The organism is Kitasatospora sp. NPDC059817, assembly GCF_042731835.1.
In the GTDB taxonomy this organism is placed as follows: domain Bacteria; phylum Actinomycetota; class Actinomycetes; order Streptomycetales; family Streptomycetaceae; genus Kitasatospora.
In genome coordinates, this window is record NZ_JBHWIR010000021.1 from 40,020 (window position 1) to 61,789 (window position 21,770).

Consider the following 21,770-nt stretch of genomic DNA (forward strand, 5'->3'; position numbering starts at 1 on the left):
GTCCGGGGGGGGGGGGGCCGGGGGGGGGGGGGGGGGGGGGGGGGGGGGGGGGGGGGGGGGGGTGGGGGGGGGGGGGGGGGGGGGGGGCGCCGGGCCCCCCCCCCCCCCCCCCACTCCGTGGGAGACACCGTGTCAGAGCTCGGTCCGGCGGCGCCGGATGACCACGACGAGATCGACGGTGGCGAACAGGGTGAGCAGGCCGCAGGCGATGGCGAAGCCGGTGAGGGTCCCCTGGCTGGGGGCGCCGTTGGCGGGGGAGGCCGCCGCCCAGATCGCGAAGCCCGCCGTCGCGAGCGCGAACAGCGGCGTGAAGGTGAGCGACAGCAGGTAGCGGAGCTTGAGATCGCTGCGGGCGGTGGCCGGCTCGGTGCCGCTGCGCCACGGCCGTCGCGGAGTGGTGGTGCGCATGGCCGTTCACCTCCGGGCCGCGCGGGTGGGGGCTACGATTCCAGCGTACGTCCGTGGGGGAGAGCGGGGGAGACGCGATGACGGGGTCGGACGCGGCGGCGGACGCCGAGGGCTACGCGGGGCTGCGGATCGAACGGGCCCGGGAGCTGGCCCGGCGGCACGGCTGGGCCTCGGTCCGGGTGCTGGAGCCGGGGGCGATGATGACCATGGACCACCGTGAGGGCCGGCTCAACCTCGCGGTGCGCGACGGCGTGGTCGAGCGTAGCTGGGAGGGGTAGGGCCGCCCTCCCGGTGGTCGACCTTTCCGGTGGCCGGGGTGGCCGGGGTGGCCGGGGTGGCCGGGGTGGCCGGGGTGGCCGCGGTGGCCGCGGTGGTCGTGGCGTGCGGGCTCAGTGGCCCGGCCGACGGGCCAACCGCTGTTCGGCGGCGACGACCAGCGGCTCCAGCAGCGGCAGCGAGAGCAGTACCAGCAGTCCGGCGGCCCAGCCGGCCAACACGTCGGTGACCCAGTGGGTGCCCAGGTAGAGCGTGGTCAGGCCGATCGAGCAGGCGGTGGCGGCGGCGATCACCGCGCCGGTGCGCCGCCAGCGGACCGCGAGGTAGGCGAGCACGCCCCAGGTGACGACCGCGTTGGCGGTGTGACCGGACGGGAAGATGGTGCCGCCGGAGAACAGTTCGGGCGAGCCGACGTACTGGGCGTAGTGCGGGCCGAGCCGGCCGGTGACGATCTTGACCGCGCCGACCGTGACGTTGAGCAGCAGCAGCGCGACGGCCATCACCAGCAGCGGGCGCAGCCGCCCCAGCCGGTGCGCGCGCCAGCCGAGCCAGACGAAGGCGGCGATGGCGGAGGGGCCGCGTTGCCCGGCGACCACCCAGGTGTCGAGCAGCGGTTCCAGGCTGGGCCAGCGTTCGTAGGGGCGGAACAGTCGGACCGACCAGTCGAGGTCGACCAGGGCGGTGTTGAGCAGGACACCGGCCAGGACCAGCAGGTAGGCGACGCAGGTCACGGCGAGCAGGGCGGCCTGTCGGCGGCCCATCGGCGGCCAGCCGGGCTCGCGGCGGTGGGCTCGTTCGGGGCTCGGGCGCTCGCGGTGGGTGGTGGTGAGCTGCTCCGGCCCCTGGTTCGGATAGGGCGCGGGGGTACTCGGGGCTTGCACGGGGGTGACCTTACCCATCCGGCCGGGGCTATTCCGGAGGGATTTGTCATTTTCCCGTGAAATCGACAATTGGCGGGGAGAGGTCCGCCCGGGGAGTGATTTCCGCGATTCTCGGATCGAATGCCAGTGTGGTGTTCGAATGATTCTGCAAAAGCCCCGGTAAAGAAAACGGAGTGGGCGGCCGGCGTGGCCGGCTTCCCACTCCGTGGTAACCCTGTGTAGGTTCCGTGCTCAGTCGAGGGGGCCGCCCGCGACGTAGATCACCTGCCCGGAGACGAAGCCGGCGCCCTCGCTCGCGAGGAAGGAGATGGTGTGGGCGACGTCCTCAGGCAGACCGACCCGCTGGACCGGGATCTGGGAGGCCGCAGCCCGCTTGAAGTCTTCGAAGTCCATGCCGACCCGGGCGGCGGTGGCCGCGGTCATGTCGGTGGCGATGAAGCCGGGGGCCACGGCGTTGGCGGTGATGCCGAACTTGCCCAGCTCAATGGCCAAAGTCTTGGTGAAGCCCTGCAGACCGGCCTTGGCGGCCGAGTAGTTGGCCTGGCCGCGGTTGCCCTGGGCGGACGAGGAGGACAGGTTGACGATGCGGCCGAAACCGGCGTCCACCATGTGCTTCTGCACCGCGCGGGTCATCAGGAAGGCCCCGCGCAGATGGACGTTCATGACCGTGTCCCAGTCGGACTCGGACATCTTGAAGAGCAGGTTGTCGCGGAGCACGCCCGCGTTGTTGACCAGCACGACGGGGGCGCCGAGCTCGGCGGCCACCCGGTCGACGGCGGCCTGCACCTGGTCGGCGTCCGAGACGTCGGCGCCCACGGCCAGGGCCCGGCCGCCGGCCGCGGTGATCCGGTCGACGGTGTCCTTCCCGGCGGTCTCGTCCAGGTCGAGGACGGCCACGGCGTAGCCGTCGGAGGCCAGTTGCACGGCGGTGGCGGCGCCCAGGCCGCGGGCGGCGCCGGTGACGACGGCGACCCGGGGGGCGGTGCTCTGCTCGGTCATGCTCGCTCTCGTCTCTCTCGGGGTGGTCTCCGCGGGGAGCGCCCCGGGGAGGGTGGCCACACCCTACCCGCGAGTAGGGAGGGCGAACAGGGTCGGAGAGTCGCGGGTGACGGTCGGTAAGGACCGACCGGTCGGCTTTCTACTGAGAACGGGTTACCGAGAGGGCGTGGCGGGCGCGTAAATATGCCAATGTTGCCGAACCTGCGTCTACTATCCGCCCCTGCCTGCCAGCAAGGGCCCGCCGTTTGTATAGTGTCCGCCAGCAGCCACCGGCTGCACGGCTGGAGCGCCCTCCCTCATAGCTGGACGCCCACTCGCCGTTACTGCCCCACCCGGGTGTCCCACACACACCGGGTGTGACATCGGGACGGATACATGGTGCTGGGGGAGATCCCGACGACCCGCGTGTCCGCGCGACTGCAACAGTCGCCCGGACACCTGATTCGCGTTGCACAGCAGGTTCACACCAGGCTGTGGTCCGAGCATGTCGGAGCCGATCTCACGGCTCCGCAGTTCGCCGTCCTGCTGGTCCTGGCCCTCGAACCGGGTGCCGACCAGCGGACGGTCGGCGAGCGAGCCTCGCTGGACAAGGCGACGATGGCGGAGATGGTCGCGCGGCTGGTCCGCCGCGGCTTGGTGCTGCGAAGGCGTGACCCGGCCGACGGCCGGCGAAAACTGCTCGCTCTCTCGCAGAGCGGTGCCCAGGCGGTGCGTGAGGCCACCGGCGGTGTGGTCCGCGTGCAGCGCACCCTGTTCGAGCCGCTGACGGCGGAGGAGCAGGTGGAGATCGTGCGGGTGATGGCCAAGATAGCCAGGCTGGAGCCCGCCGCGGTCGCCGTGTTCTCCGACACACGGCCGATACTGGACGCGCAGCGGGCGATCGGCTACCTGATCAGGGTGGGCCAGCAGGTGCACACCAAACTCTGGTCGGAGCACGTCGGTGCGGAGCTGACGGCTCCGCAGTACGCGGTGCTGGACGCGCTCGAACTGGAACCGGGCGCCGACCAGCGCACGGTCGGTGAGCTGGCCTCGCTGGACAAGGCGACGATGGCCGAGATGGTGAGCCGGCTGGTGCGCCGTGGTCTGGTGCAGCGCCGGCGCGACCCCTCGGACGGGCGCCGCAACCTGCTGTCGCTCTCGCCGGCGGGCCAGGACCTGCTGCACCGTTCGACGGCCGGCGTGGCCGAGGTCCAGCGGCTGCTGCTTGCCCCGCTGGACGAGAGTGAGCACGGGCCCGCGCTGGCGCTCCTCGGCAAGGCGGCGCGGCTCTAGAGGGATCCTTTGAGCGCCAGCCAAAACGATTCGCCAACGTACGGAAGGCCTGGTGTGCCGAGGGCTTGAGGCGTTGACGGCTCAAGGCGTTGATGACTCAAGCCGTTGACGGCTCAAGGTGCTGGTGGCCTGACGTACCGGAGGCCGCTGCTCGTCGGCGCTGGTGGATCGTGGCACACCGAAGACCGCCCACCCCTGCAGGGGTGGGCGGTCGTTCGACATGACCGCTCGTCAGAGAAGTCGGACGGCGGGTGCCGTCAGTTCCAGTCGAACTCCTGCGGGTCCGGACCGATCCGCGTGCCGGTGGCGACACCGGCGATCGCGGCGAGGTCCTCGGCGTCCAGCTCGAAGCCGGCGACGTCCAGGTTCTCCCGGATGCGGGCCGGGGTGACCGACTTCGGGATCGCGATCACGCCGCTCTGCAGGTGCCAGCGGAGCACCACCTGGGCGACCGTGCGGCCGTGCTTCTCGGCGATCTTCGCCAGCGCCGGCTCGGCGAGCAGCTCCTTGCCCTGGCCCAGCGGGCTCCAGGCCTCGGTGGCGATGCCGTGCTGGGCGTGGAAGGCGCGCAGCTCGGTCTGCGGGAAGTACGGGTGCAGCTCGACCTGGTTCAGCACCGGGACGACCGAGGTCTCGTCGAGCAGTCGGGTGAGCTGCTCGGGCCCGAAGTTGGAGACGCCGACCGACTTGACCCGGCCGTCCGCCTTCAGCTGCTCGAAGGCCTTCCAGACGTTCAGGTAGCTGCCGTGCTTCGGGCGCGGCCAGTGGATCAGGTAGAGGTCGACGTAGTCGAGGCCGAGCTTGGCCAGCGACGCGTCGAACTCGCGCAGGACGGCGTCGCGGCCCTGCTCGCCGGACCAGTCGCGGGTGCCCGAGTTCCACAGCTTGGTGGTGATGTAGAGGTCCTCGCGGGCGACGCCGCCGGCCAGGGCCTCGGTGATCGCCTGGCCGGTGCCGGCCTCGTTCTCGTAGATGGCCGCGGTGTCGATGGAGCGGTAGCCCGCCTCGATCGCGGTGCGGACGGCGGTCGTGGCCTCGTCGTCCGGGACCTGCCACACGCCGAATCCGAGCTGCGGGATCTGCGCGCCGTCGTTCAGCGTGACGTTGGGGATGTTGCTCACGGGAAGGGGTGCCCTCCTGGTTGTCCGTCTGATTCCAGAAGGGGGCAACTGGGACCCGGGCGGGATTGTTCCCGCCGTTCGGGGGAATCTTGCGGGGCCGGAGGCCCGCTTCGGCGGGGATCCGGGGGCCGGGCGGCGAAAAAACCTGTTGCGCAGATCACATCGGGGTTGGCAGGCTCGTGGCCATGACCTCCTGAGATCCGGGCCCTTCGTGCCCTTCCCGCCCCCGTCCGGCCGTCCCGTCCGGCGGTCCCGTTCGGCGGTCCCGTTCGGCGCCGCCCCGGACGCGCCGATGCCGCCGGGGCGAGGCGCCGCGCTGTCGCCCGCCGCCGCCCGTCTTCCGCTGTTCGCGCGAGTCGGGCCCGCCGTGCCGCGAGACCCGTGCCTCCGGCTCGTGACCTTCTCCCGGCGTGCCCGCTCACGCCTGCTCGCACCCTCCAGCACCTCCAGGACCTCCAGCACCGTCCCGCACCCTCCTGTATCGGAGTGTCATGCTGCTCACCCCCCTGCCGTTGGCCGACCCCGGTAGTCCCGATCTCTCCTCGCCCCCGGCCTTCCTGCGCTGGCTCCAGCGCGGCCAGCGGCGCGGGCAGGTGCTCGCCACCTGCTGGGCGCTGTTGGAGATGGGCGGCCAGGCGGCGCTGCCGATAGCGCTCGGGTGGGGCGTGCAGGCCGCTGTCGACGGCGAGGCCGCCGGGATCTGGCGGGCCGGCGCCCTCGCGGTGGCGCTCGCCGTGCTGTCCGCGCTCGGTGCTGTACTGCTGCACCGGCAGGCGATCTGGAACTGGATCCACGCGGCGTGCCACGTGAAGCAGCTGGTGGCCCGGCAGGCCTCTCACCTGGGCGCCGGGTTGTCCCGCCGGATCGCCACCGGAGAGGTCGTCGCGGTCGGCAGCGGGGACGTCGAGCGGATCGGCTGGTACGTCGAACTCGTCGCCCGGGTCCGGGCCGCGGTGATCGTCTGGCTGGCCGTCAGCTCGGCGGTGCTGGTCGTCGAACCGGTGCTCGGGGTCGGGGTGCTGCTCGGCGTCCCGGTGCTGGCGGCCGCCGTCTGGCCGCTGATCGGGCCGTTCGAGCGACGGTACGAGCAGCAGCGCACGCTCGGCGGCAAGGCCACCGAGCTGGCCGCCGACACCGTGGCGGGGCTGCGGGTGCTGCGCGGCATCGGCGGCGAGGAACTGTTCCTCGACCGGTACCGGGCCGCCTCCCAGAAGGTCCGGGCCGCGGCCGTCCGATCGGCCCGGATCTGGTCGCTGATGCAGGCCCAACAGGTCCTGCTGCCAGGCCTGTTCGTGATCGGGGTGACGTGGTACGGCGCCCGGCAGGCGGCCGCGGGCGAGCTCGCCGTCGGCACTCTGATCGCCGTGTACGGCGCCACCGCCTTCCTCGCGGCGCCGCTGCGGATCCTCGGCGAGGCCGCGCACGCCTGGAGCGTCGCCCGGGTCTCCGCCGGGCGCGCCGTCCGGGTGCTCTCGCTCAGCCGCAGCAGCGGCGTGGCCGAGGCCTCGCTGAACAAGCCGGGGAACGCCGACCTGTTCGACCCGGCGACCGGGCTGACCGCGCGGGCCGGGGAGCTGACCGCGGTCGTCTGCGGGGACCCGGACTTCGCCGGGGCGCTCGCCGGGCGGCTCGGCGGGCACGTCCCGGCCGCCGAGGACGAGCCGGAGCAGCCCTCCGTCCGGCTCGGTGGGACGGAGCTGGACGCGGTGCCGCTGGCCGAGGCCAGGGCGGCGGTGCTGGTCCACGACAAGGAGCCGGTGCTGCTCTCCGGCACCCTGGCCGGGCTGTTCGACATCCCGTCCTCGGGGCGGGTCTCGGTGGCCGAGGCGCTGGCCGCCGCCCGGTCCGACGACGTACTGGAGGCCCTGGTGGACGGCTCGCCGGAGTGTGCGGGCGACGCGATGCTCGCCCGGATCACCGAGCGCGGGCGCTCGCTGTCCGGCGGGCAGCGCCAGCGGCTCGCCCTGGCCCGCGCGCTGCTGGCCGACCCGCCGGTCCTCGTCCTGGACGAGCCGACCAGCGCGGTGGACGCCCACACCGAGTCCAGGATCGCCACCGGACTGCGGGACACCCGGGCGGGGCGCACCACCGTGGTCTTCGCGACCAGCCCGCTGCTGCTCGACCAGGCCGACCGGGTGGTGCTGCTGCGCGACGGCCGGGTGGCCGTGGCCGGGCGGCACCGCGACCTGATGCGGACCGAGCCGGCCTACCGGGCCGTGGTCACCCGCGAAGAGGAGCCGGCACCGGTGGGGGAGCCGGTATGAGCGGCCGCGTGGGCACCCGCGCCGTCCGCCCCGCCCGACCCGCCGCATACCTGAGGAGCACGCCATGAAGCCCCCCGTCCATGAGGAGCAGGGGCCGGCCACCACCCTGCCGGTCGGCTCACCGGCCGCCGTGCGCGCCTACCTGCGCCTGCTCGCCCGGCGCCACCGCCGAGGGTTCTCCGCGGTGGTGTCGCTGCACTCGGTGGCCACCGTGGCCGGGCTGGTCGGCCCCTGGGTGCTCGGCAGCCTGGTCGAGTCGCTGGCCACCGGCACCGCCGAGGCCACCATCGCGGTCGCGGTCGGCTGGTACCTGCTGGCGCTGGTGGTGCAGTCCGCCTTCACCGGCTGGTCCCGGATGCGCGGTGCCGTCCTCGGCGAGCGGGTGCTGGCCGACCTGCGCGAGGACTTCCTGGTCCGCTCGGTCGCGCTGCCCACCGGCGTGCTGGAGCGGGCCGGCACCGGGGACCTGGTCTCCCGGGGCACCACGGACGTCGACCGGCTGGACAAGTCGGTGCGCGAGGCCGTGCCCGAACTCGCCGTCGCCATCGTGTCGTTGCTGCTGGTGATCGGCGCCCTGCTGGTCACCTCGCCGCTGCTCGCGCTCACCTCGCTGATCGGCCTGCCGCTGCTGCTGGTCAGCTCCCGCTGGTACTTCAAGCGCGCGCCGCAGTCCTACCGCAACGAGTCGGCCGGGTACGCCGCGGTGAACACCGTGCTGGCCGAGACGGTGGACGCCGGGCGGACGGTGGAGGCGCTGCGCCTGGGCGACCAGCGGATCGCCCTGACGGACCGCAAGCTGGGCGAGTGGCTCGCCTGGGAGCGCTACACCCTGTGGCTGCGCTCGGTCTGGTTCCCGACCATCGACGCGGTCTACTCCTCGGCGGTGCTGGCCACCCTGCTGCTCGGCGGGCTGTTCACCCTCAAGGGGTGGATCACCGTCGGCCAGTTGACCACAGGAGTGCTGTACGCGCAGATGCTGACCGGCCCGGTCGACCTGATCCTGCGCTGGTACGACGAGCTGCAGATCGGCCAGGCCTCACTGGCCCGGCTGGTCGGCGTCCGCGAGGTGCCGGAGCACGAGGGCGACGAGTCCAGCCACCCGGACGGCCGCCGGGTCGAGGCCCGGGACGTCCGGTTCGGCTACCGCGAGGGCGCCGACGTCCTGCACGGCATCAGCCTGGACGTCGCGCCGGGCAGCCGGGTCGCGCTGGTCGGGCCGTCCGGGGCGGGCAAGTCCACGCTGGGGCGGTTGCTGGCCGGGATCTACGCCCCCGGGCGCGGCAGCGTGACGCTCGGCGGGGCGGCGCTGGCGCGGATGCCGGCCGAGCGGGTGCGGGCGGAGGTCGCCCTGGTGAACCAGGAGCACCACGTCTTCGTCGGTACCCTGCGGGACAACCTGCGGCTGGCCGCGCCCGGGGCCGAGGACACCGAACTGCGCTCCGCGCTGGACGCGGTGGACGCCGGCGGCTGGGTGGACGCGCTGCCGCACGGCCTCGACACCGAGGTCGGCTCCGGCGGCACCGCGCTGACCCCGCCGCAGGCCCAGCAGCTGGCGCTGGCCCGGCTGGTGCTGGCCGATCCGCACACCCTGGTGCTGGACGAGGCCACCTCGCTGCTGGACCCGCGCGCCGCCCGGCACCTGGAGCGCTCGCTCGCCCGGGTGCTGGAGGGCCGCACGGTGATCGCCATCGCCCACCGGCTGCACACCGCGCACGACGCGGACGTGATCGCGGTGGTCGAGGGCGGCCGGATCAGCGAGTACGGCAGCCACCCGGAGCTGGTCGCGGCCGGCGGCCCGTACGCGGCGCTCTGGCGCTCCTGGCGGGACGAGCGGTAGCGGGCCGGCGCCGTCGAACCCGTACGGCGCTGTTGATCCGTACGGCATTTCAAACCCGCACGGGGCCGGATTGCCCCGTGCGGGTTACTCCCTCGCCCATCAGGGCGTGTAACCGGGCAAATCGGATCCCCGGCCCGCAGACTGCTCCGGTGACCAAGATTTCGGACGGCTCGTCCGGCTCCAAACGCAGCGAGATCGCCGGGATCCCCACCCGGTACATCGGGATCGGCGTCCTCGTCGTCCTCGCCGTGTGGTTCCTGTTCGCGAACCTCGACAGGGTGAAGATCCAGTTCTGGGTGTTCACCGTCACCGCGCCGCTCTGGATCGCACTGCTCGCCACGCTGCTCGCCGGCGGCGCGCTGGGCTGGCTGCTGAAGGGGCGTCGCGGCCGGTGACCAGCGCTCCCGGGCCGGCCCAGGCGGGGCCGTCGGCCTTCACGCCGCTGATCGAGGTGCGCGGCGTCAACAAGCACTTCGGGGACCTGCACGTCCTCCAGGACATCGAGCTGACCGTGGGCCGCGGCGAGGTCGTCGTGGTCATCGGACCGTCCGGCTCCGGCAAGTCGACGCTCTGCCGGGCGATCAACCGCCTGGAGCCGATCGAGGACGGCACCATCCTGATCGACGGCGAGCCGCTGCCCGAGGAGGGCAAGGGGCTGGCCCGGCTGCGCGCCGAGGTCGGCATGGTGTTCCAGTCCTTCAACCTGTTCGCGCACAAGACCGTGCTGCAGAACGTCTCGCTCGCGCAGATCAAGGTCCGCGGCCGGCCCCGGGCGGAGGCGGACGCCAAGTCCCGCGCCCTGCTGGAGCGGGTCGGGCTGGAGGCGCACGCCGACAAGTACCCGGCCCAGCTCTCCGGTGGCCAGCAGCAGCGGGTGGCGATCGCCCGGGCGCTGGCGATGGACCCGAAGGCGCTGCTGTTCGACGAGCCGACCTCGGCGCTCGACCCCGAGATGATCAACGAGGTGCTGGACGTCATGCGCCAGCTCGCCCACGAGGGCATGACGATGGTCGTGGTCACCCATGAGATGGGCTTCGCCCGGGCCTCCGCCAACCGGGTGGTCTTCATGGCCGACGGCCGGATCGTCGAGGACCGCGCCCCGGAGGACTTCTTCAACGCTCCGGAGAGCGAGCGCGCCCGGGACTTCCTGTCCAAGATCCTGAAGCACTGAGGCGGCGCCGTGACGAGGAAGACCACCGCCGCCCGGGGCCGGACGGCGCTCGCCGCCGTCCTGCTGCTCGCCGTGCTGGCCGCCGGCTGCGGCAAGCCCGGCACCCCGCCGCCCAAGGGCCCGCAGGCGAGTGCGCTGCCCAGCTACCAGGTGCGCGACGCCGCCTCCATCACCGGCTCGCCGACCCTGGACGCCGCCCGGAGCCGGGGCCACCTGGTGGTCGGCGCCAAGGAGGACCAGCCGTACCTGGGCGAGAAGAACCCGGCCACCGGCGTGTACTCCGGCTTCGACATCGAGATCGCCAAGATGGTCGGCGCCTACCTGGGCTTTCCGCCGGACCGGATCGAGTTCAAGACCATCGCCTCGGCCAACCGCGAGACCGCGCTGCAGAACGGCCAGGTGGACTTCTACGTCGGCACCTACACCATCAACGACAACCGGAAGAAGCTGGTCGGCTTCGCCGGACCGTACTTCATCGCCGGGCAGTCGCTGCTGGTGCGCAGGAACGACAACACCATCCACGGCCCGCAGGACCTGGACGGTAAGAAGGTCTGCTCGGCGGCCGGCTCGACCCCGTACCAGCGCATCCAGTCGCAGTTCCCGAAGGCGAAGCTGATCGGCTACGACACCTACTCGGCCTGCGTGGACAACCTGATCACCGGCCAGGTCGACGCCGTCACCACGGACAACGCGATCCTGCTGGGCTACGCGGCCAAGGCGCCGGACGAGCTCAAGGTGGTCGGCCCGCTGTTCTCCCAGGAGCCGTACGGGATCGGCACCCCGAAGAACGACACCGTGCTGCGCCTGGCCCTGGACGACGCGCTGGCGCAGAACGAGCAGAACGGCGACTGGAAGAAGGCCTACGACGCGACCCTGGGCCTGTCCGGGGAGCCGGCGCCCACACCGCCGCCGATCGACCGGTACTGAGAGGGCCGCGCCGTGAAAACGCTGACCGACAACTGGTCGACCTACTGGGAGGGCTTCCTCGGCACGCTCTCGCTGTTCGCGGTGAGCGCCGTGCTGTCGCTGGTGCTGGGAGTGATGATCGCGGGTTTCCGGGTCTCGCCGGTCCGGCCGTTGCGGGTGTTCGGGACGGCGTGGGTGACGCTGCTGCGCAACACGCCGCTGACCCTGCTGTTCTTCATCGTGGTGCTGGGCCTGCCGCGCTTCAACATCACGCTGCCGTTCTTCGTCTTCGCGGTGGCCGCGCTCGGCTGCTACACCTCGGCCTTCGTCTGCGAGGCGATGCGCTCGGGCATCAACACCGTGCCGGTGGGGCAGGGGGAGGCGGCGCGCAGCCTGGGCATGAGCTTCGGGCAGACGATGAGCGTGGTGGTCATGCCGCAGGCGTACCGGTCGGTGGTCGCGCCGATCGGCAGTGTGATGATCGCGCTGGCGAAGAACACGGCGATCGCCGGCTCGTTCAGCGTCACCGAACTGCTCGGCACCTACCGGACGATCAACGAGCTGGGCTACAGCATCATCTGGACCTTCGTCTGGATCGCCGTCGGCTACCTGATCATCACCCTGGCCGTCAGCGCCGTCTTCAACCTGCTGGAACGACGAGTGGCGGTGTCGCGATGACCGTTGGATCCTCGGCGCTGTACGACATCCCCGGTCCGAAGGCGCTCGCCCGCCACCGGCTGTACGGCGGGATCGCGCTGCTGCTGATCGCGGCGCTGATCGGCTGGATCGTTTACATGCTCTTCCACACCCACCAGTTCACGTACCAGAAGTGGATGCCCTTCGAGTACCGGGGCGTCCAGGATCTGCTGCTGAGCGGGCTCGGCAACACCCTCAAGGCCTTCGGCTGGACGGTGCTGTTCGCGCTGCCCTTCGGCGCGCTGTTCGCGGCGGGGCGACTGTCCGACCACAAGGTGGTGCGGGTGCTCTCCACGGTGGTGGTGGAGTTCTTCCGGGCCATGCCGCTGCTGGTGATGATCTTCTTCGTCTTCGTCGCGCTCAAGGTGCAGCCGCTGTGGGCGCTGGTGGCCGGGCTGGTGCTGTACAACGGCTCGGTGCTGGCCGAGGTCTTCCGGGCCGGCGTGCTCGCGGTGCCCAAGGGGCAGCGCGAGGCGGCCTACGCGCTCGGCCTGCGCAAGACTCAGGTGATGACGTACGTGCTGGTGCCGCAGGCCAACCGGGCCATGCTGCCGGCCATCATCAGCCAGCTGGTGGTCGCGCTCAAGGACACCTCGCTGGGCTTCCTGATCACCTACGAGGAGTTCCTGCACGCGGGCAAGCTGATCGCCACCAACCTCGACTACGACCTGCCGTTCATCCCCGTGGTGATCGTGATCGCGCCGATCTACATCGGCATGTGCCTGCTGCTCTCCTGGCTCGCCCGCTGGGTCGAGCGCCGCAGCCGGCGCAGCCCGAGCATGCGGGGCGGGGCGCCGGTGGTCAAGGCCGGGGTGGCGATGGGACTGCCGCCGTCCGCGCAGCAGTGAGAAGGCTGGTTCGATCCTGAACCATAGGTGCGGGTGGGGATAGAGCGGGCACCTCCAATTTCCTCTTATGATTGCGGAGGCTCGACGACGACGACCGGGGGAGGGGCCATGGAGCCGGTATTCGACTCACGGCACATCAGGACGTTCCACGAGGTCGTCAGAGCAGGCTCCTACTCGGCCGCCGCCCGCGAGCTCGGCTACACCCAGCCCGCCATCACCCAGCAGATGAAGGCGCTCGAACGCACCGTCGGCGTCGCGCTGTTCACCCGGGCCGGGCGCGGACTGCGGCTCACCGAGGCGGGCGAGGCGCTGTCCCGGCACGCCGAACTGATCCTCGGCAGCCTCTCCGCCGCCCAGCAGCAGCTCGCCGCGCTCGCCCGGCTGCGGGCCGGGCGGGTGCGGGTCTGCGCCTTCCCCAGCGCCAACGCCACCCTGATACCCGAGGCGATGGCCCGGCTGCTCGCCGAACACCCCGGTGTGCGGGTCGAGCTGCTGGAGGCCGAACCGCCGGACTCCGTCCAGCGACTGCTGCGCGGGGAGTGCGACATCGCGCTGGCCTTCCGCTACCCCGGCGGCGCGACCGAGGTGCCCGACGGGCTGGACGAGATCCCGCTGATGGAGGACCTGCTCACCGTGCTGCTGCCGGTCGGACACCCGCTCGGCCGTCGGCACGCCGTTCGGCTCGTCGACCTCGACGGCGAGCGCTGGATCGCCGGGTGCCCGCGCTGCCGGGCCAACCTGCTGAACGTCTGCGCGGAGGAGGGCTTCGCGCCGGACATCGTGTTCTCCACGGACGACAACCTCGCGGTCCAGAGCCTGGTCGCCGCCGGGGTCGGGATCGCGCTGATGCCCGCGCTGGTGCTCTCCTTCATGTGCCACCGCAAGGTCACCGGGCGGGCCGTCGAACCGCACCTGCGCCGGCAGGTGAGCGCGTACGTGCTGCGCGAGCACCGGCGGATACCGGCCACCGGGCTGGTGCTGGACCATCTGCGGCGGGCGGCGGCGAGCCGGATCGGGTGCTGACCGGATCGGGTGCTGAGTCGTGGCTCCGGTGGGTGCTCGCCGGGGCGATTCATAAGCTGAAGTTGGGGGGAAGCTTAAGAACCATCGTTGGACGTGATGGGTCGGTGCAGCCGAACCTGCTGGCATGACACCCCCAGCCACGGTCGGCAGCGACCGGCTCACCGAGCGGATGACCGCCCTGATCGGCGAGATCCGTGCCGTCGTGGACCGCGGACTGCCCCCGGAACTCACCGCCTACCTGGTCGGCGAACGCCTCGCCCCGCACCTGCACGCCGACCCCGACGGGCCCGACGCGCTGCTCACCCCCGCCCAGCGCGAGGGCGACCCGAAGCGCTACCGCCAGCACGTCCTGCACGCCGAGGAGGACGGCGGCTTCTCCGTCGTCGCCCTGGTCTGGCTGCCCGGCCAGCAGACCCCGATCCACGACCACGTCTCCTGGTGCGTGGCCGGCGTCCACCAGGGCCAGGAGAGCGAGACCCGCTACCGGCTGGTCTCCGACGGCCGCACCGCCCACCTCGTCGAGACCGAGCACGTCGCCGGCCCGGCCGGCACCGTCGCGGCCTTCGCCCCGCCCGGTGACATCCACCTGGTGCGCAACGCCTGCAACAGCACCGCCATCTCCATCCACGTGTACGGCGCGGACGTCTCGCGGCTCGGCACCAGCATCCGGCGCGTCTACCGGCTGCCCGCCGACCAGCAGCAGTGAGGGCGGCGTGGCACTGACCCTCCGGGAGCGCGCCACGCGCACCCGCTCACTGCCCCCGCTCGGCGGGGACGCCCCCGGCCTGCTGCTCGCGGCGGCCGGGGTGGCCGCCGCGATCGCCGTCCACGCGGCCGTGCCCGCCGTGCCCAAGCTCACCGCCGCCGTCGTGCTCGGCATGGCGGCGGCCCACCTGCCTGGGCTGCGCCCGGTGGTGCGCGGGGTGGCCCGGCCAGGGCTGTCCATGGCCGGCAAGCGGCTGATGCGGCTCGGGATCGTCCTGCTCGGGCTCAAGCTCAGCCTGGACGACGTGCTCGGCCTCGGCTGGGCCACCGTCGCCATGGTGCTCGCGGTGGTCGCGGCCACCTTCACCGGCACGCTCTGGCTCGGCCGGCGGCTCGGTCTGCCGGGCGACCAGCCGCTGCTGGTCGCCACCGGGTACTCCATCTGCGGGGCCTCGGCGATCGGCGCGGTCAGCCAGGCGGCCAGCAGCGAGGAGGAGGACGTCGCCGCCTCGGTGGCCCTGGTCACCCTGTGCGGGACGCTGGCCATCGCCGTGCTGCCGCTGCTCCAGCAGCCGTTCGGGCTGGGCGACGTGGAGTTCGGGCGGTGGGTCGGCGCGAGCGTGCACGACGTCGGGCAGGTGGTCGCCACCGCGCAGACCGGCGGGGCGGGCGCGCTGCGGGAGGCCGTCCTGGTCAAGCTGATGCGGGTGGTGCTGCTGGCGCCGCTGGTCGCCGGGATGGCCATCGCGGTGCGGCGCCGGGCGCGACGGGGCGGGGCGGCCGTCGTCGGGGCGGACCAGGAGTCGGGGGAAGACCCTGCGAAGAACCCGGTCAAGACCGGCAGCCGCCCGCCGATCGTCCCGCTGTTCGTGGCGGGGTTCCTCGCGATGATCGTGCTGCGGACCACCGGGGTGCTTCCGGAGCGGGCGCTCACCCTCGCCGGGGACGCCCAGGAACTGCTGCTGGCCGCCGCGCTGTTCGGTCTCGGCAGCGCCGTGCACCTGCCGACCATGGTCCGCACCGGCGGGCGGCTCGCCCTGCTCGGGCTCGGCTCCTGGGTGGTCGTCGCGGGCGTCTCCTACGCCGGGGTGCTGGTCACGACGTGACGGGCGCAGGGGCGGACTCGGCTATTGTCGGGCGGGTACTCGTCCGCCGGGACGCTCCTGCACCCGAGTCCGCTGAGGAAGCCGCATGTCCACCGCACTGCCCGAACGGGACGCTCACGAGGCCGTCGTCACGCTCGACCGGCGGGACGGCCCGTTCGGCGAGGTGGTACTGCGCCGGCGCGGTCGGCACTTCGAGATCATCGCCAACGGCTGCTTCCTGATGGACACCGCCGACGGCCGTTCCGAACGCCTGCTGATCCAGGCGGCGTTGGACGAACTGGACCGCACCGGCGCCCCCGCAGAGCCCTCGGTGCTGATCGGAGGCCTCGGCGTCGGCTTCTCGCTGGCGTACGCGGCGGCCGAGCCGCGCTGGGGGCGGATCGCCATCGTCGAGCGCGAGACCGCCATCATCGACTGGCACCGGAACGGGCCGCTCGGCGCCTTCTCCGGCGGCGCGCTGGAGGACCAGCGGGTCCAGGTCCTCCACACCGACCTGCTGGAGTACCTGGCGGCGGCCGACGGCGAGCGCTACGACGCGCTGTGCCTCGACATCGACAACGGCCCGGACTGGACCGTCACCGACTCCAACGCCGGGCTGTACGGCGCCGACGGGCTCGCGGTGCTCTGGCACCGGCTGCAGCCGGGCGGGGTGCTGGCGGTGTGGAGCGCCCAGCCCTCCGCTGACTTCGAGGAGGCGCTGCGGGCGGTGGGCTTCTCCGACGTCGTCACGCACGAGATCCCGGTCAGCCGCGGCGTGCCGGACGTGGTCCACCTGGCCCGGCGCGCGGGCTGACGGCGCAGGGCCTCGCCAACCCTCCTGTCGCGTCCGGGCGTTGTCCGTGGCAGCGGCCAACTGCCGGCTCTCGGCGTCGCGTTGTCGCGGCCCCCTGGGGTTGGATCCGGTCGGAGGGGGCCGTTGCCGGGGCTCAGCCGAACGGCCTGGTCTCCGGGCCCGAAGCCTCCGCCGCGTCGGTCTCCGTCGCTTCGTCCGGGGTGGGCGGGAGGCTTTCCGGGGCGAAGGGGTTGAAGTCCGGCGGGGGAACCATGACGGGCGTGCCCTTGCGCGGGGCGTCCTGCGCGGGAACGGCCTGCGCGGGAACGGCCGGCGGCGCGGAGGGCGGCGGCGGGACGGCCGGGCCCTGCGCCGCGAGCGTGGTGCCGAACGGGTCCGACTGGTCGGCCGTCACCGTGCCGAACGGGTCGGTGGTCGGGGCGGCCGCTGCCGGGGACGTGTCCGGGGTGGGCGGGAGGCTTTCCGGGGCGAAGGGGTTGAAGTCCGGCGGGGGCACCATGACCGGCGTGCCCTTCCGCCTGGCTGGCGCCGCCTGCGGCTCGGCGTCGGCCGGGGAGGCCTCCGCGACGGGCGCGAACGGGTTGAAGTCCTCGGGCGGGAGCTGCACCGGCGTGCCGCGCAGGTCCGCCGGCACCTCCTCCGCCTCTTCCGGCTCCTTCTCGACGGGAACGGGAGCGGGAGCGGCAGCAGGTGTGGCGGGCACGGGCGCGGCGCCGGCCACCTCCCCGTCCCAGCCGAACTGAACGCTCTTCAGCAGCTCCGCGAACGCCCGCGTGTACAGGTCCCAGTCCTCCGGCTGCGCCGTGGACAGCTGGACGCAGAGCACGGTGCCGCCGTCCGGCAGCGGGACGAAGGCCTCGACCGCCGAGGTGACCACCCAGCGCCGCTGCCCGTCGGCGGACAGTGGACCCGGCACCGGGACGGTCCGTCCCTCGACCAGGACGGCGGCCGGCCCGGCCGGCAGCAGGACCGTCCACACCTCGGCGTGCCGCCGGACGGTGGCGAGTTCGGTGGCGAGCGCGGTGATCGGCAGCGGGTGCCGGGCGAGCGAGACGACGAGGGCGGCGTCGGAGGCCCGGCCGTCCACGTCCAGCGCGCAGACGCCCGCGTAGACCGTGCCGGCGTCGTGGACCAGGTCGGCGAGGGTGGCGGCGATGACCGCGAAGTCGCGGCGCCGCTCCGGACCGTCACCGCTGAACAGCTCCTCGGCGACCTCGGCCAGATGCCCGGTCAGTTCCTCGGCGGCCGCGGCGGTGGCCGGGGCGACGTCGCCCGCCCCGCCCGCCGGCGCGGGCACCGTACGGGAGCAGACCCCGGCCGGACCACCGGGGGAGGTCAGCGGGTGGAAGCCGGGCGGGACCACCAGCCGGACCTCGGCACCCGCGCCGGTGGCCAGTTCGACCGGCTGGCGGGTCTGCTGCCCGGCGGCCAGCGCGGCCAGTGCCGGGGCGAACGGCGGGCGCAGCTTGGGGTCGGCGAACTCGCCGGTGACCGGCAGGTGGAACAGCGCGGCCGAGGTGGTGCCCCGGTCGGCGATCGCGCCGCGCACCGCCCCGCCGCCGTAGCGGGTGTGGAGGGCGGCGGTCACCCGGTCGGCGACCCGGGCGCCGCTACCGGGGCGGGCCGTGCCGGCGGTGAGCACCGTGCCGAGCCGGTCCACGGCCGCGTGCACCGGGCCGTTCGGGGCCAGCGGGAGGCCGAACAGCGCCTCGGCGGCGGGGTGTTCGGCCGGGCGCAGGGTGCTGAGCGAGGCCGCCGGATGGCGGGAGGTGCGCTCGTCGAAGAGGGCGTCGGTGAGCGTGCCGAGGGTCGCGCAGACCTGCTCCGCCGCTGCGAAGGGATTGGCCTCCGCGCTGAACTGGACGTCCTGGGTCAACTGTTGAGCCCCCCGCTCTGCTGCGTCTGCGGTCCGCTGGTTCGGGTGGGTCCGCGCGCGCCGTGGCGGCGTGCCGTCGGATCCGTGCTCATTCCTATCAGAGCCCGCTGTCGGGACCGAACCGGCGGATCACCCGATGGGAGCCGCGGCCGTTTCGCCCGTGGCCTGCGGGGACGTTTCGCCGGACGGTGCGGTGGCGAGCGCGGTGACCGCCTCGGCGATCCCGGGGACGGCGAACAGCCCGGCGAGCTCCCGCACCAGGCGCCCGGTCGGGCCGTCAGGACGCTCGTCCGCGAAGAACGAGGCGAGTTCGGCGGCGAGCGCCGGCTCCCGGGCGGCGGTGAGGGTGAGGGTGGCGACGAACTCCTGCACCAGGTGCAGCTGCAGGTCCTCCAACGGCACCGAGCGTTCGGCCAGCCACTCCAGCGAGGTGATCTCGGCGTTGGCGATCCAGGCCCGGACGGTCAGCCGCAGCCCGGGGCTCGGCGCGGGGATCGCCAGGTGGGAGAGGATCTGGTCGTGGGCGGCCCGCCGCACCTCGTCGATCACCGCCGAGGTGCCCGCGCTGGCCGCCACCGAGCCGCCGCGCAGCAGCGCCGCGAAGCCGGGCCCGTGGCTCTGCACGAAGTCCAGGTAGCGGCCCATCACCCGGTACAGCCGCTCGGACAGCGGCCCGTCGGCGGGCTCCTCGAAGCGCGCCGAGAGCTCCCGCCCGGCCCGCCGCAGCGACTCCTCGTACAGCGCCTGCTTGCCGGGGAAGTAGTGGTACACCAGCGGCCGGGAGGCCCCCGCGGCGGCGGCGATGTCGTCGATCGACACCTCTTCGGGCGGGCGCCGGCTGAACAGCTCCAGCGCGACGGCGATCAGCTGTTCGCGCCGCTCGTCCACGCTGAGCCTGCGGCGCGGCCGCTCACCGGCAGCCGCCCGGCCTGGCGTCCGGCCCGCCGCCCGGTCCGGGGCCTGCTCCGGGGCGGGGGTCCGTGCAGCGCGGGCGGCCGTCGGCGACGGCGTACGGGAGGCCATGCGCGCCACCCTATCCGCCGTCCGGGGCGGGGCCTATGCGGCGTGGAGGTCCAGGTAGCGGCGGTAGGCCTCGCGGCCGTCGGGGACGAAGTGGTCGCGGGCGAGGCGGTCGGCGAGCTCGGCGGGGGTGAGCCAGGCGTGCCAGGCGACCTCGGACTCCTGCGGCTGGACCGGGCCGTCCCACTCGGCCTCGTACATGTCGCTCCACCAGGAGAGCCGGTCCTGCCGGAAGAGGAACTTGAAGAGCGGGCGCGGGGTGATCCCGTGCACGCCGAGCTCCTCCTCGGCCTCGCGGACGGCGGCCTCGGCGTACGTCTCGCCGGAGCCGACGACGCCGCCGACGAACATGTCGTACGCGCCGGGGGCGAACAGCTTGGTGTCGGTGCGGCGGTGGACGAAGATCCGCCCGGCCGGGTCGCGGACCAGGATGAAGACGCACCGGTGGGTGAGCCCCTGCCGGTACACCTCCCCGCGCAGCGCCGTCCCGATCACCCGGTCGTGCTCGTCGACGACGTCCAGCAGTTCTTCGGCAGGGTTGGTCATGACGGACAGGTTAGGGTTTCGGGGCCCGCTTCGAACGCTTTTCGAGTGCGATCCGAGCTCGATTCGCATGTGATCCGCATGTGATTCGTGCACGATTGGACGCGGGCGGGAACGCAGGAACCGGACAGGCTGAGGGTGGCGCGCGGTGGTGGAGATCTGGGGCGAGACGGCCGAGGGGTTCGAGCCCGTACGGGAGGCCTTCGCGCGGAACTTCCACGAGTACGGCGAACTGGGTGCGGCCTTCGCGCTGTACGTGCGCGGTCGCAAGGCGGTCGACCTGTGGGGCGGTGACGCCCGGCCCGAGGTCGGCGGGCGGCCCGCGCCGGCGGTGCCCTGGACGGCGGACACCGCCCAGGTGCTGCGCTCGGTCACCAAGGGCCTGACCGCGACCACCGCGCTGCTGCTGGCCGAGCGCGGCCTGCTCGACCTGGACGCCCCGGTGGCCTCCTACTGGCCCGAGTTCGCGCAGGCCGGCAAGGGCGGGGTGCCGGTGCGCTGGCTGTTGTCGCACCAGGCCGGGGTGCCCGCGCTGGACGTGCCGCTGCGGCTGGAGGACGTGCTCACCTGGGAGCGCGCGGTGGCCGCGGTGGCCGCGCAGGCGCCCGCCTGGGAGCCGGGCACCGCGCACGGCTACCACCCGTACACCTTCGGCTGGCTGGTCGGCGAGGTGGTGCGGCGGGTGAGCGGGCGCACGATCGGCCAGTACTTCGCCGAGGAGATCGCCCGGCCGCTCGGGCTGGACCTGTGGATCGGGCTGCCGGCCGGGGCCGCGCCGAGGGTCGGCCGGCTGGTCGACCTGCCCGCCCCGGAGGCGGCCCGGACCGGGCCGAGCGGGCTGCGGCTGCGGCCCAAGCAGTCCGTCCGGGACGCCTACCAGGACCCGGCCTCGCTGACCGCGCGGTCCTTCGCCTCGGTGCGCCCCGGGGTGGACCTCAACGACCCGGCGGTGCAGGCCGCCGAGATCCCCGGCGCGGGAGGCATCGGCACCGCCCGCTCGCTGGCCCGGTTCTACGCGGCGCTGATCGGCGCCGCCGACCGCCCGGACGGCTCCGGCGCGCTGCTGCCGCCGCTGCTCGGGCCCGGGGTGCTGACCCGCGCGGTCGGGCCCGAGGTGAGCGGACCGGACCGGGTGCTGATCGTCAACTCCACTTTCGGCCTGGGCTTTTGGCGGCACGGCCCGACCGCGCCGATGGCCTCCCCGGCGAGCTTCGGCCACCCCGGCCGGGGCGGCTCGCTGGGCTTCGCCGACCCGGAGCTCGGGCTGGGCTTCGGCTACGTCACCAACGGCATGCAGCCGGGCGTCACCGGCGACATCCGCTCGCGCAACCTGATCCGTGCGGTGCGGGGGTGCCTGGGGCTGTCCGGGTAGCGGCGGGCGCGGTCCCGAGCCGTCAGGCCTGGCCGGTCTCGAAGCGGGTGATCTTCGGGCCGGTGAGGGTGAAGCGCCAGGCGGTGCGCATCTCGCCCCAGGTGTCGTTGGTGAAGTTGGCGATCAGCGCGTGGCCGCCGTCCGATTCGGTCTGGACGTCCATCCGGCCGCGGACGGTGAAGATCTCCTTGTCGATCCACTGGGGCAGGTCGCGGTCGGAGCCGTCGTCGGACATGGTCGCGTCCGGGGTGAGGGTGGCCAGGAAGGCGTCGCGGTCGCCCGCGTTGACCGCGGCGACGAAGGCGCGCACGGTGGGGTCGGAGAGCTTGGCGGGGGAGATGGTCATCGGGACTCCCGAGGGTGAGGGACGGGGAGTCCTGTCTACGGCGTTCGCCGGGTGTGTTCGGGCATGTCGGCGGCGCGTCGAGAAAATCGCGCATTCATGTGCTTAGATCCCGAAATGGGCGTTTTGCCCTACGGAGGGTTGCGCAGCGTGGACGTCCCAACGGGCGTTCGCGGTGCGGCCACGGGGAGTGGCGGCGGGGGGGGGGGGGGGGCGGGCCCCCCCCCCCCCGCCCGGGTTTTTGTGGTTGGGGTGGGGGGGGGGAGGGGGTGGGGGGGGCGGCCCCCCCCCGCGCAAAGACGCCCCCCGC

The 21,770-nt window shown here is 73.3% G+C and carries 22 protein-coding genes; 14 read left to right on the top strand and 8 right to left on the bottom strand.

Annotated elements, in window-relative coordinates:
- Positions 1–132: 132 nt before the first annotated feature.
- A complete protein-coding gene (locus ACFV61_RS07495; protein WP_063350103.1) occupies positions 133–408 on the bottom strand; it encodes a DUF6343 family protein in 276 nt (91 codons plus the stop codon).
- A 77-nt stretch (positions 409–485) separates the two neighbouring features.
- Here ACFV61_RS07495 and ACFV61_RS07500 point away from each other — a divergent pair, with 77 nt between their 5' ends.
- Entirely contained in the window at positions 486–686 is a 201-nt protein-coding gene (locus ACFV61_RS07500) for an I78 family peptidase inhibitor (protein ID WP_063350104.1), read from the top strand.
- A gap of 111 nt (positions 687–797) precedes the next feature.
- Here the strand turns inward: ACFV61_RS07500 and ACFV61_RS07505 are convergent, their stop codons facing one another.
- Positions 798–1,565, bottom strand: coding sequence for a phosphatase PAP2 family protein (locus ACFV61_RS07505; protein ID WP_363377226.1), 768 nt, complete (start codon positions 1,563–1,565; stop codon positions 798–800).
- A gap of 231 nt (positions 1,566–1,796) precedes the next feature.
- On the bottom strand, positions 1,797–2,564 hold the full coding sequence (gene fabG, locus ACFV61_RS07510) for a 3-oxoacyl-ACP reductase FabG (protein WP_063350105.1): 768 nt from the start codon (positions 2,562–2,564) through the stop codon (positions 1,797–1,799).
- A 405-nt stretch (positions 2,565–2,969) separates the two neighbouring features.
- Here fabG and ACFV61_RS07515 point away from each other — a divergent pair, with 405 nt between their 5' ends.
- Positions 2,970–3,836 carry a MarR family winged helix-turn-helix transcriptional regulator gene (locus ACFV61_RS07515; protein ID WP_380434884.1) on the top strand — a complete coding sequence of 289 codons (867 nt, stop codon included), beginning with the start codon at positions 2,970–2,972 and terminating at the stop codon, positions 3,834–3,836.
- 257 nt (positions 3,837–4,093) lie between these two features.
- Here ACFV61_RS07515 and ACFV61_RS07520 read toward each other — a convergent pair whose 3' ends face one another.
- A complete protein-coding gene (locus ACFV61_RS07520) occupies positions 4,094–4,957 on the bottom strand; it encodes an aldo/keto reductase (protein WP_380490564.1) in 864 nt (287 codons plus the stop codon).
- 491 nt (positions 4,958–5,448) lie between these two features.
- Here ACFV61_RS07520 and ACFV61_RS07525 point away from each other — a divergent pair, with 491 nt between their 5' ends.
- From ACFV61_RS07525 to ACFV61_RS07575, 11 genes are all read left to right on the top strand, one after another.
- Positions 5,449–7,221 carry an ABC transporter transmembrane domain-containing protein gene (locus tag ACFV61_RS07525; protein WP_380490566.1) on the top strand — a complete coding sequence of 591 codons (1,773 nt, stop codon included), beginning with the start codon at positions 5,449–5,451 and terminating at the stop codon, positions 7,219–7,221.
- Between the two features lie 64 nt (positions 7,222–7,285).
- Positions 7,286–9,058 carry an ABC transporter ATP-binding protein gene (locus tag ACFV61_RS07530; protein ID WP_063350108.1) on the top strand — a complete coding sequence of 591 codons (1,773 nt, stop codon included), beginning with the start codon at positions 7,286–7,288 and terminating at the stop codon, positions 9,056–9,058.
- Positions 9,059–9,207: 149 nt separating this feature from the next.
- Positions 9,208–9,453 carry a LapA family protein gene (locus tag ACFV61_RS07535; protein ID WP_363377231.1) on the top strand — a complete coding sequence of 82 codons (246 nt, stop codon included), beginning with the start codon at positions 9,208–9,210 and terminating at the stop codon, positions 9,451–9,453.
- 47 nt (positions 9,454–9,500) lie between these two features.
- On the top strand, positions 9,501–10,229 hold the full coding sequence (locus ACFV61_RS07540; protein ID WP_063351563.1) for an amino acid ABC transporter ATP-binding protein: 729 nt from the start codon (positions 9,501–9,503) through the stop codon (positions 10,227–10,229).
- A gap of 9 nt (positions 10,230–10,238) precedes the next feature.
- The gene (locus ACFV61_RS07545; RefSeq protein ID WP_063350109.1) at positions 10,239–11,156 is read left to right on the top strand and encodes a glutamate ABC transporter substrate-binding protein; all 918 of its coding nucleotides are present in this window, start codon (positions 10,239–10,241) and stop codon (positions 11,154–11,156) included.
- 12 nt (positions 11,157–11,168) lie between these two features.
- The gene (locus ACFV61_RS07550) at positions 11,169–11,813 is read left to right on the top strand and encodes an amino acid ABC transporter permease (protein WP_063350110.1); all 645 of its coding nucleotides are present in this window, start codon (positions 11,169–11,171) and stop codon (positions 11,811–11,813) included.
- Positions 11,810–12,679 (top strand): amino acid ABC transporter permease, encoded by an 870-nt coding sequence (locus tag ACFV61_RS07555; protein WP_063350111.1) that lies wholly within the window; start codon positions 11,810–11,812, stop codon positions 12,677–12,679. Before ACFV61_RS07550 ends, ACFV61_RS07555 begins: the two co-directional genes overlap by 4 nt.
- 108 nt (positions 12,680–12,787) lie before the next feature.
- Entirely contained in the window at positions 12,788–13,702 is a 915-nt protein-coding gene (locus tag ACFV61_RS07560; protein ID WP_063350112.1) for a LysR family transcriptional regulator, read from the top strand.
- A 124-nt stretch (positions 13,703–13,826) separates the two neighbouring features.
- Entirely contained in the window at positions 13,827–14,408 is a 582-nt protein-coding gene (locus tag ACFV61_RS07565; RefSeq protein ID WP_380342271.1) for a cysteine dioxygenase, read from the top strand.
- 13 nt (positions 14,409–14,421) lie between these two features.
- A complete protein-coding gene (locus ACFV61_RS07570; RefSeq protein WP_380490582.1) occupies positions 14,422–15,513 on the top strand; it encodes a YeiH family protein in 1,092 nt (363 codons plus the stop codon).
- Positions 15,514–15,598: 85 nt separating this feature from the next.
- Positions 15,599–16,306: a hypothetical protein gene (locus ACFV61_RS07575; RefSeq protein ID WP_063350114.1), complete on the top strand. Its 708-nt coding sequence runs from the start codon at positions 15,599–15,601 to the stop codon at positions 16,304–16,306.
- Positions 16,307–16,439: 133 nt separating this feature from the next.
- On the opposite strand, the gene ACFV61_RS07580 is transcribed toward ACFV61_RS07575, so the two are convergent.
- The 3 genes from ACFV61_RS07580 to ACFV61_RS07590 all read right to left on the bottom strand — a co-directional run bounded on the left by ACFV61_RS07580 (position 16,440) and on the right by ACFV61_RS07590 (position 19,748).
- Positions 16,440–18,182 carry a hypothetical protein gene (locus ACFV61_RS07580; protein WP_380490569.1) on the bottom strand — a complete coding sequence of 581 codons (1,743 nt, stop codon included), beginning with the start codon at positions 18,180–18,182 and terminating at the stop codon, positions 16,440–16,442.
- A 129-nt stretch (positions 18,183–18,311) separates the two neighbouring features.
- Entirely contained in the window at positions 18,312–19,205 is an 894-nt protein-coding gene (locus ACFV61_RS07585; protein ID WP_380490571.1) for a TetR/AcrR family transcriptional regulator, read from the bottom strand.
- A gap of 33 nt (positions 19,206–19,238) precedes the next feature.
- Entirely contained in the window at positions 19,239–19,748 is a 510-nt protein-coding gene (locus ACFV61_RS07590) for an NUDIX hydrolase (protein WP_063350117.1), read from the bottom strand.
- 145 nt (positions 19,749–19,893) lie between these two features.
- On the opposite strand from ACFV61_RS07590, the gene ACFV61_RS07595 reads away from it, so the two are divergent.
- Positions 19,894–21,117 (top strand): serine hydrolase domain-containing protein, encoded by a 1,224-nt coding sequence (locus ACFV61_RS07595; protein WP_363377240.1) that lies wholly within the window; start codon positions 19,894–19,896, stop codon positions 21,115–21,117.
- Positions 21,118–21,139: 22 nt separating this feature from the next.
- Here the strand turns inward: ACFV61_RS07595 and ACFV61_RS07600 are convergent, their stop codons facing one another.
- Complete coding sequence (locus ACFV61_RS07600) at positions 21,140–21,463, bottom strand: nuclear transport factor 2 family protein (RefSeq protein WP_363377241.1); 324 nt, start codon at positions 21,461–21,463, stop codon at positions 21,140–21,142.
- Positions 21,464–21,770: the final 307 nt, after the last annotated feature.

Bases quoted from the DNA above. Each gene is read 5' to 3' on its own strand.
- ACFV61_RS07495 (WP_063350103.1), bottom strand. From the start codon at position 408: ATGCGCACCACCACTCCGCGACGGCCGTGGCGCAGCGGCACCGAGCCG.
- ACFV61_RS07500 (WP_063350104.1), top strand. From the start codon at position 486: ATGACGGGGTCGGACGCGGCGGCGGACGCCGAGGGCTACGCGGGGCTG.
- fabG (WP_063350105.1), bottom strand. From the start codon at position 2,564: ATGACCGAGCAGAGCACCGCCCCCCGGGTCGCCGTCGTCACCGGCGCC.
- ACFV61_RS07525 (WP_380490566.1), top strand. From the start codon at position 5,449: ATGCTGCTCACCCCCCTGCCGTTGGCCGACCCCGGTAGTCCCGATCTC.
- ACFV61_RS07530 (WP_063350108.1), top strand. From the start codon at position 7,286: ATGAAGCCCCCCGTCCATGAGGAGCAGGGGCCGGCCACCACCCTGCCG.
- ACFV61_RS07555 (WP_063350111.1), top strand. From the start codon at position 11,810: ATGACCGTTGGATCCTCGGCGCTGTACGACATCCCCGGTCCGAAGGCG.
- ACFV61_RS07560 (WP_063350112.1), top strand. From the start codon at position 12,788: ATGGAGCCGGTATTCGACTCACGGCACATCAGGACGTTCCACGAGGTC.
- ACFV61_RS07565 (WP_380342271.1), top strand. From the start codon at position 13,827: ATGACACCCCCAGCCACGGTCGGCAGCGACCGGCTCACCGAGCGGATG.
- ACFV61_RS07575 (WP_063350114.1), top strand. From the start codon at position 15,599: ATGTCCACCGCACTGCCCGAACGGGACGCTCACGAGGCCGTCGTCACG.
- ACFV61_RS07585 (WP_380490571.1), bottom strand. From the start codon at position 19,205: ATGGCCTCCCGTACGCCGTCGCCGACGGCCGCCCGCGCTGCACGGACC.
- ACFV61_RS07590 (WP_063350117.1), bottom strand. From the start codon at position 19,748: ATGACCAACCCTGCCGAAGAACTGCTGGACGTCGTCGACGAGCACGAC.
- ACFV61_RS07600 (WP_363377241.1), bottom strand. From the start codon at position 21,463: ATGACCATCTCCCCCGCCAAGCTCTCCGACCCCACCGTGCGCGCCTTC.